The following is a 9,853-nucleotide window of genomic DNA, read 5'->3' on the forward strand; positions in this document are numbered from 1 at the left end:
GGCTCCCCCGCCGAACCCTCCACCAACAACGGATGCGGAACACCCTCGGCCAACGCCCGCACCGCATCAGCACCGACCGCCACAGCCCGGTACTCCAACCGCGCACGCGTCGTCGCCAACGACCACGCCACGTCGACGTCCGGCACCGTCGGCAACACGGCGGAGATCCGTACGGCCTGGGCCCGCAGTGCCTCACGCCCACGTGCCGACAGCACCAGTGGCACGGGGCCGTCCGCGTCGTCCGATCCACCAGCTGCGGAGCCGCCCGATTCCGCCCTGACACCGGCGACACGCTCCGGGTCGTCGGGATCGCCCTGTTCGAGAATCACGTGGGCGTTCGTGCCGCTGACCCCGAACGACGACACGGCGGCGCGCCGCGGCCGATCGGACGCGGACCACTCGCGGGCTTCGGTGAGCAATGCAACGTCACCCGCGGTCCAGTCGACCTGCGAGGTGGGAGTGTCGACGTGCAGTGTCGGAGGGAGCACTCCCTGCCGCATGGCCTCGACGACCTTGATGACGCCCGCGACGCCCGCAGCAGCCTGCGTGTGACCCAGATTCGACTTCACCGAGCCGAGCCACAGCGGTGCGTCGCCCGGCCGGTCCCGGCCGTAGGTCGCCAGGAGGGCCTGCGCCTCGATCGGATCGCCCAGGGTCGTTCCGGTTCCGTGCGCCTCGACCGAGTCCACATCGGACGGACCGAGTCCGGCGTTGCGGAGCGCGGACAGGATCACCCGCTGTTGCGACGGACCGTTCGGCGCCGTCAGGCCGCTGCTGGCTCCGTCGGAGTTGACGGCCGAGCCACGCAGCACCGCCAGCACAGGATGCCCGTTGTGACGCGCGTCGGACAGTTTCTCCAGCAGCAGTACGCCCACGCCCTCGGACCAGCCGGTGCCGTCGGCGGCGTCGGCGAACGCCTTGCAACGGCCGTCCGCGGACAGCCCACGCTGGCTGCTGAAGGCGAAGAACGTGCTGGGCGTGGACATGACCGTCACCCCGCCCGCGAGCGCGAGTCCGCACTCGCCCGTACGCAGCGCGTGCGCGGCGAGGTGCATCGCGACGAGGGACGACGAACACGCGGTGTCGATCGTCAGCGCGGGTCCTTCCAACCCGAGCGTGTACGCGACACGGCCCGAGGCCACGCTGGAGCTGGCGCTGGTGCTCAGGTACGCCTCCGTGCCCTCCGGCATCCGGTGCAGCTGGGACGAGTAGTCGGAGTACATGACCCCGGTGAACACGCCGGTGTCACTGCCGCGAAGGCTCTGCGGATTCACACCGCCGCGTTCGAGTGCCTCCCACGACGTCTCCAGCAACAGCCGCTGCTGCGGGTCCATCGCCAGCGCCTCACGCGGCGAGATCCCGAAGAACCCGGCGTCGAACGCGCCCGCGTCGTAGAGGAACCCGCCCTCCGCGGCGAAGGGCGTGTCACCGATCTCCCAGCCGCGGTCGGTGGGGAACGGTCCGATGGCGTCGGTGCCGTCGGCGACCAGGCGCCACAGCTGCTCCGGCGAGGAGACCCCGCCCGGGTAGCGGCAGGCTGCGCCGACGATCGCGATCGGCTCGCCCTCGTTCTCCTCGGCACGGCGCAGCCGTTCGCGGGTCTGGGTCAGTTCGCCGGTGACGCGCTTGAGGTACTCGCGCAGTTTCTGCTCGGTGGCCGTGGGCTCGGTCATCGGGCTCCCCCGAACTCGTTGTCGATGAAGTCGAACAGGTCGTCGTCGGAGGCGTCGTCAAGCGCGACGGGGCCTGCCTCCGGTTCGCCGGGGCCGTGGCTGTCCAGCAGGGCCCGCAGCCGCGTGTCGAGGGCCAGGCGTGTGACGTCGTCGAGCTCGGCCCCCGCCAACTCGTGGGCCAGCCGGTCCACGTCGGCGAGTAGCTGCGCGCCCTGCGCCGCCCGCCCGTCGTCGGCGGCCAATGCCTCCGCGAGGTGGGCTGCGAGTGCGTCCGGTGACGGGTGGTCGAAGATGACCGTCGCCGGCAGCGTGACCCCGGTGAGCGTCGTGAGCCGGTTGCGCAGTTCGACGGCGGTCAACGAGTCGAAACCCAGGTCGAGGAAGCCCCGGCCGCCGTCGACCGCCGCGACATCGGCGTGCCCGAGAACGCCGGCGACCTCCGCCCGGACGATGCCGAGCACCGCACGGTCGAGCTCGTCGCCGTGGAGCCCGGTGAGGTCCGCCCGGACCCGCTGGGCCGCGTCCGGCCGGGACCGTCCCGACGCGGCGGGAACGAGGTCCCGCAACGGCGCAGGCACCCACGGCGACGCCCCGAGCGCGGCCGGATCGATACGCAGCGGCGCGGTGACCGCGTCCGGCCCTCGCAGTGCCGCGTCGAACAGCGCCATGCCCTCCTCCGCGCTGAGCGGGAGGACGCCCGCGCGGCCCATCCGCCGCGCGTCGACATCGCCGAGGCCTGCCGTCATGCCGCCCTCCCCGACCGACCAGGCACCCCATGCCAGTGACAACGCGGGCTTACCCTCGGCCGCCCGCTGCCGGGCGAGTCCGTCGAGGTAGGCATTGGCGGCGGCGTAGTTGGCCTGTCCGGCCGCGCCGAGCACCGAGGCGGCGGAGGAGAACAGCACGAACGCGCTGACGTCGCCGGCGAGCTCGTGCAGCACCCGCGCACCGTCGGCCTTCGGCCGCAACACGTCGTCGAGATGCCCGTCGGTGAGCGAGTCGAGGACGCCGTCCCGCAGGACGCCGGCCGTGTGCACCACCGCCGACACCGGATACTCGGCGAGGAGCGCGGCCACGGAGGCCTCGTCGGCCACGTCGCAGGCGGCGAGGTGGGCGTCCGCACCCGCCTCCTTCAGCTCGGCGAGCAGCGCGTCGGCACCGCCGGCATCGGGACCGCTGCGGCTGATCAGGAGCAGCGAACGCACCCCGTGCGCGGTGACGAGGTGCTTCGCGACCAGTCCGCCGAGCGCACCGGTCGCACCGGTGACGAGCACCCTTCCATCGGGGCTGAACGTCCCCGACGGCCCGTCGGCGGCCGCGCCCCGGACGAGCCGTGGAACGAACAGGGAGCCGTCGCGCACGGCGAGTTCCGGCTCACCCGAGGCGAGCGCCGCGGGCAGCGTGGCGTGCAGCTCGGTGGTGTCGTCGATGTCGAGCACCAGGAACCGGCCCGGATTCTCGGCTTCGGCCGACCGCAACAGTCCCGCCGCCGCGGCCGTCCCCGCATCGACGGAGTCGCCGGGCCGGACCGCCGCTGCGGCGCGGGTCACCACCACGAGCCTCGACGTGCCGAGGAGGTCCTCGGCGAGCCAGGAACGCACCAGGTCCAGCAGCTCGCCCACACCGGTGCGGACGTCGGGGACACCTCCGGCGGGCGGCACGACCACGGCCGCAGGCACCTCCGCCCCGGCGGCCACCTCCCGGGCGATGTCGGCCACCGACGCGTAGCGGCGGGGCGTTCCCTCGTCCCGCGACTCCCCCGACCTCGCATCACCGCGTTCCCCGTCCACTGTGGAGGAATCGGCGAGCAGTGCCCAGCCCGCGCCGAGGGGTGCGACCGCGACCGCGTCCGCAGGAACCCACGGTTTCCAGTCGAGGCTCAACAGCGCGTCGCCGTCGGCAGGGCGGATCTGGTCGGCCGACACAGGGCGCAGAACGATCCCGTCGAGGTCGAGCACCGGCGCACCGTCCGGCGTGTGCGCGGTGACGCGCGCCGTGTCGCCACCCCCGATCCGGACGTACAGCCGCTCCGCGCCACGGCGGTGCAGCGTCGCACCGGTGAAGGCGAACGGCAGGCGTGGGGCGCCGTCGCCGCCTGCCAGAGCAAGCGTGTGCAGCGCGGCGTCCAGCAGTGCCGGGTGCAACGCGAAGGCGGCCGCATCGCCCGCGGCTGCGGGAAGTTCGACCTCGGCGACGACATCCTCGCCGTCGCGCCAGGCCGCCCGCAGTCCGCGGAAGGCGGGCCCGTAACCGAATCCGGCGGCGGCGAATCCGGAATAGAAACCGTCGAGCGGGATCGGCTCGGCGCCCTCGGGCGGGCCGGCAGCGTCACCCACCGGCGCCGAGGTGTCGCGACCGGGCTCGGACGCGACGAGGACCGCGTACGCATGCCGGGTCCAGCCCTCGTCGTGCCGTGAGTGGATCTCCACCTGCCGGGCGCCGTCGGTCTCGGGCGCCACCCGCACCTGCGCGCGGACCGCGCCCGACGAAGGGATCACCACCGGGGCCTGCATGGTCAGTTCCCGCACGTTCGGCGCGCCCACCCTCTCACCGACGTGCAGCAGCAGGTCGAGCAGTGCCGTGCCGGCGAGCACGACGGTGCCGAACACGGCGTGGTCGGCGAGCCACGGCTGCGTCTCGGCCGACAGTTCCGCCGTGACCAGGACCGAGCCGTCCGCCAGGTCCACGAGACCGCCGAGCAGCGGATGACCCGCCCGATCGAGCCCGGCTCCGCCCGCGGGCACGGGCGTCGGCCAGTAGCGCTCACGCTGGAACGGATACGTGGGGAGCGGCACGACCCGTCCCCCGCGTCCCCGCAGCACTTCCGGCCAGTCGACCCGGACGCCACGCTCGGCCGCTCTCGCCACCGCCTCGACGGCCGTGTCCGGCTCGTCCCTGCCCGCGCGCAACATCGGTGCGACGCGGACCTCCTCGCCGTCGACGCAGTCGTGCAGCATCGCGGTGAGGACGGCGTCCGGACCGAGTTCGAGGAACGTCGCCGCGCCGAGTCCGCGCACGGTGCGCGCCGCGTCGAGGAAACGGACCTCCCGCCGTACCTGCCGCACCCAGTGGTCCGGGTCGGCGGCCTGCTCAGCGGTGAGCAGGCCGCCCGTGACCGCGGAGACGAGCGGAAGAACGGGCGCGTGTGCGGTCAGGGCCGCCACGACGGTGCGGAACTCGTCGAGCATCGGGTCGAGGTGCGCCGAGTGGAACGCGTGACTGACGGTCAGCCGCCTGGTCTTCACTCCCTCGGCCTCGGCCCGCGCGGCGACCTCGCCGACGACGTCGGCGTCACCGGAGAGCACCACCGCGCGGGGTCCGTTCACCGCGGCCAGGTCCAGCTCACCCTGCGCCAGCTCCTCGGCCTGCTCCACCGTGGCGACCAGGGACAGCATCGCCCCGCCGGCGGGCACGGCCTGCATCAGCCGCGCGCGAGCGGCCACGAGCGCACAGGCGTCGTCGAGGTCGAACACCCCGGCCACGTGCGCTGCGGCGACCTCGCCGATGGAATGGCCGAACAGGACGTCGGGCTCGACACCCCAGCGTCGGAGCAGGTTGGCGAGCGCCACCTCGAGGGCGAACAGTGCGGGCTGGGTGTGCGCGGTGTCGTGCACGAGGTCGGTGTCGAGCACGTCGTCCAGCGGTCGGTCGAGCAGTGGGTCGAGGCGATCGGCGACCGCGGCGAACTCCTCGGCGAACGCGGGGAACGCCGCGCGCAGCCCGCCCCCCATCCCCGGCCGTTGGCTGCCCTGGCCGGAGAACGCCCACGCCAGTCCGCCGTCACGAACGATCGGCGGCAGGTCGACGGTGCCGTCGGCCACGGCCTGCACGGCGGCGCGCAACTCGTCGCCCGTGCGGCCGACGGCGACCGCGCGGTGCTCGAACAGCGACCGCGTCGTGCTCAGGGACCGGGCGATGTCCTCGGGGGCGGCGCCGCCGGGGTCCGTGGCCGCTCGGGCGAGCAGTCGCGCCGCCCCGGTGCGCAGTGCCGGGGCGCTACGTGCGGACAACGGCCAGACGAGCGGGCCGGACGAGGCCGGGGACGTCGGTGCGGCCGTGCTCTGCTGGTCCTCGACCTGTTCCAGCACGACGTGGGCGTTGGTGCCGCTGATGCCGAACGACGACACGCCTGCGCGTCGAGCGCGGTCGAGGTCGGGCCAGGGGCGCGGTTCGGTGAGCAGGTCGACCGCTCCCGAACTCCAGTCGACGTGCGGGGTCGGCGTGTCCACGTGCAACGTCTTCGGCAGCACGTCGCTGCGCAGCGCCTGGACCATCTTGATGACGCCGGCGACGCCCGCCGCGGCCTGGGTGTGGCCGAGGTTGGATTTCACCGATCCCAGCATCAGCGGCTCGGCGCGATCCCGGCCGTAGGCCGCGAGGAGTGCCTGCGCCTCGATGGGGTCGCCGAGTTCGGTTCCCGTTCCGTGCGCCTCGACCGCATCCACATCGGACGGTTCGAGCCGGGCGTCGGCGAGCGCGTCGGCGATGACGCGTTGCTGCGCCGGGCCGTTGGGGGCGGTCAGCCCGTTCGATGCGCCGTCCGAGTTCACCGCGGAGCCGCGCAACACGGCGAGCACGGGGCGGCCGTTGGCGCGGGCGTCGGACAACCGCTCCAGGGCCAGCAACCCCGCGCCCTCACCGAACCCGGAACCGTCCGCGGCACCTGCGAAAGCCTTGCACCGCCCGTCGACCGCGGCGCCACCCTGTCGCGTGAACTCGAGGAACACGCCTGGGTTGGCCAGCACCGTGACACCACCCGCGAGCGCGAGGTCGCATTCGCCGGAGCGCAGCGCCCTGGCCGCGAGGTGGATGGCCACCAGCGACGACGAGCAGGCCGTGTCCACGGTCAGGGTCGGGCCTTCGAGTCCGAGGGCGTAGGCGACGCGGCCGGAGACGACGCCGGCCGAGCTTCCGCCCATGAACCCGTCGGCGTCCGTACCCGCCGTGGCGGCGTAGTCGGAGTACATGACGCCCGCGAACACACCGGTCCGGCTACCGCGCATGGTGTGCGGGTCGATGCCCGCGCGTTCGAGAGCCTCCCACGAGGTCTCCAACAGCAACCGCTGCTGCGGATCCATCGCCAGCGCCTCACGCGGGGAGATCCCGAAGAACCCTGCGTCGAAGTCGCCCGCGCCGTCGAGGAACCCGCCCACCGAGGTGGCGGTGGCTCCGGCGTCCAGCAGGGCGCGCGTCGGCCAGCCGCGATCGGTCGGCCAGGGCCCGATGGCGTCGCGCCCGTCGACGACGAGGTCCCACAGTTGTTCCGGCGTGGTCACGCCGCCGGGGAAACGGCAGCTCATCGAGACGATCGCGATCGGGTCGCCGTCGGTCGCGGCGCGGCGCACCGGCGCAGGCGCGGCCTCACCGCCCGCGAGGTGCACCGCGAGGGCGGCGGGTGTGGGGTGGTCGAAGATCAGCGTCGCGGGCAGCCGCTCACCGGTGGCCTCGGCGAGGCGGTTACGCAGTTCGACCGCGGTCAACGAGTCGAATCCGAGATCCGCGAACGGCTCGTCCGGGGCGATCGCGGAGGCGTCCGAGTGGCCGAGTACCGCCGCGGCCTGAGCACGGACGAGGTCGGTCAGCTCGGCCGGTCCGCGGGCGTCCGGAGCCGCGGACGCCCGCGGCCCGGCCACCCGTCGCGCGGGGGTACGCACCAGGGAGCGCAGCAGCGGCGGCGTCCCGTGATCGCGAGGTGTGAGGTCGAGGCGCATCAGCACGTGCAGTGGTTCGGGCCGCCCGACCGCCCGGTCGAACAATGCCAGCGCTTCGTCGGTGGCCAACGCCGCCGACGAGCGGCCGATGCGGCGCCGCGCCGTGTCGTCGAGGTGGCCGGTCATGCCGCTGGCCTCGTCCCACAGGCCCCAGGCCAGCGACACCGCGGGGCGGCCTTCGGCCTGCCTGCGCGCGACGAGGGTGTCCACCTCGGCGTTGGCGGCCGCATAAGCGGCCTGGCCCGCACCGCCGAAGACGCCGGCCGCCGAGGAGAAGACCACGAACGCCTCGAGTTCGCCCGTGAGCTCGTCGAGCGCCCGTGCCGCCTCGGCCTTGGGCACGCGTAGGGCTTCGAGCCGGTCGGCGGTCAGGGAGGTGAGGACGCCGTCGTCGAGCACACCGGCGGCATGGACCACGGCGGTGACGGAACGGTCCGCCAGCACGGCGGTGAGCTGCGCCCTGTCGGCGACGTCGGCGGCGACGACCTCGGCACGTGCGCCCCGTGCGCGCAGGTCCGCGACGAGTTCGGCCGCTCCCGGGGCGTCCGGACCGCGACGGCTCACCAGGAGGAACTCACCGACTCCGTGGGTGTCGGCGAGGTGGCGCGCCAGCAGGGCTCCCAGCGTCCCGGTGCCACCGGTGATGAGGACGCGACTGTCCGGTCCGAAGGGGACGGTCACGTCGGCGGTGGACGGCCGCGTCAGCCGCGGTGCCGATCCGGCTCCGTCGCGCACCACGACCTGCGGCTCTCCTGTCCACACGGTGACGTCGGTGTCGGTGTCGGTGTCGACGAGGACGAACCGGCCGGGATGCTCGGCCTGGGCGGTGCGCACCAGTCCCCAGGTGCCGCCGCCCACTGGGTCGGTCGCGTCCGGCCCGGCGGCGAGTCGGGTGCGGACGACCAGCGTCCGGTCGTCGTCGGCGGACAGCCGGTCCTGGAGGACTGCGAGCACCTCCGTGGCGGTCATTCCGGACGCGTCGAGAACGTCGACGTCTGCCGGCGCGGCGGGCACGACCGGAACCCAGTCGAGGACGAAATGGGCATCGGACGCAACCGGGGCCGCGGTCAGAGGCCGCAGGGCGAGGCCCTCGAGTGCGCCGACCGGTTCGCCGTCGGCATCGGCCAGCTGCACCGCGACCGGAGCGGTGGCGCCGGCGGTGATGCGGACGCGCAGGGTCCGCGCTCCGGTGGCGGTGACGGCGGCCCCGGTGAAGGAGAACGGCAGGAGCGGTCCGGTGTCCGATGCCGCATCATCCGGTGTGGCATCCCCGGATGTCGGTGCCACCACTGCCGCGGTCGACGCCCCGCCCGCTCCGGCGGCTTGCAGCGCGGCGTCGAGCAGCGCGGGGTGCAGGGCGAACCCGTCGGCCGGGAGGTCGTCGGGCAGCGACACCTCGGCAAGGGTGTCGTCGCCGAGTCGCCAGAGACGTGTCAACCCCTGGAATGCGGGGCCGTAGGTGAGACCGGCGGCAGCGAATGCGCCGTAGTCGACGGTGAGCTCCTCGGCCCCGTCCGGCGGCCACAGCGGTGCGTCGTGGTACTCGGCGTCGCCGTGTGCCGCGGCGAGCATCGCCGAGGCGACGTCGCCGAGTGCGCCGGTGGCGTGCCGGGTCCACGGTGCGTCCTCGGCGGCATCGGCGGGACGGGAATGCACGGTGACCCGGCCGGAGCTCGCCGAGACCTGCAGGTCGACGGCACCGTCGGTCGCGACGATCGGCGTGTGCAGGGTCAGCTCGGCGACGCCCGTGGCACCCGTGTGGTCAGCAGCGGTGAGGGCCATGTCGAGCAGTGCCGCGCCGGGGACCAGTACCTGCCCGGCGACGACATGGTCGGCCAGCCACGGGTGGGTGGCCCGCGAGAGCCGCCCGGTCAGCAGGACGCCGCCGTCGGCAACGGTGGTGGCCGCAGTCAGCACGGGATGACCGGTGCGGCGCAGGCCGGCTGCGGTGACGTCGCCGTGGTCGGGGGCCGGGCTCAGCCAGAACCGGCTGCGCCGGAATGCGTAGGTGGGCAGGTCGACGTGGCCGGTGTCCGGCAGCACCCGCGTCCAGTCAGGGGCGATGCCGCTGACGACCGCCTCCCCGAGGGACAACAGCAACCTGTCGAGTCCGCCCTCGTCGCGTTTGAGCGAGCCCACGGCGACCACGTCGTCGGGCAGGGCCATCGTCAGCACCGGATGCGGCGAACACTCCACGAACGTGCCGAACCCATCAGCCCTCAACCGTTCCACCGCGTCGGCGAATTCGACCGGGTTGCGCAGATTGTCGAACCAGTACTCCGCGCCCATCGCCGAGCCGTCCTCGACCCGCCCCGTCACCGTCGAATACACCGGAACCTCACCGGCCCGCGGTGTCACCGGCGCCAACACATCCAGGAGTTCCTCGCGCAGATCGTCCACCTGCGACGAATGCGAGGCGTAATCCACCGGAACCCGCTTCGCCCGAACGTCATCGGCCTCGCAGGAGGC

At 73.7% G+C, this 9,853-nt stretch carries 2 protein-coding genes; both read right to left on the reverse strand.

All coding sequences use genetic code 11. The features are described from left to right. Positions 1-1,673 (reverse strand): type I polyketide synthase (locus LY13_RS25170; protein WP_253831049.1); only part of this gene is annotated, 1,673 nt, incomplete at its 3' end. Further along, positions 1,670-9,853: type I polyketide synthase (locus LY13_RS25175; protein WP_301299634.1), on the reverse strand; the 8,184-nt coding region annotated here is incomplete at its 5' end. The genes LY13_RS25175 and LY13_RS25170, both read right to left, overlap by 4 nt.

It is taken from the genome of Prauserella aidingensis (assembly GCF_024171865.1).
Taxonomy (GTDB): Bacteria; Actinomycetota; Actinomycetes; order Mycobacteriales; family Pseudonocardiaceae; genus Prauserella; species Prauserella aidingensis.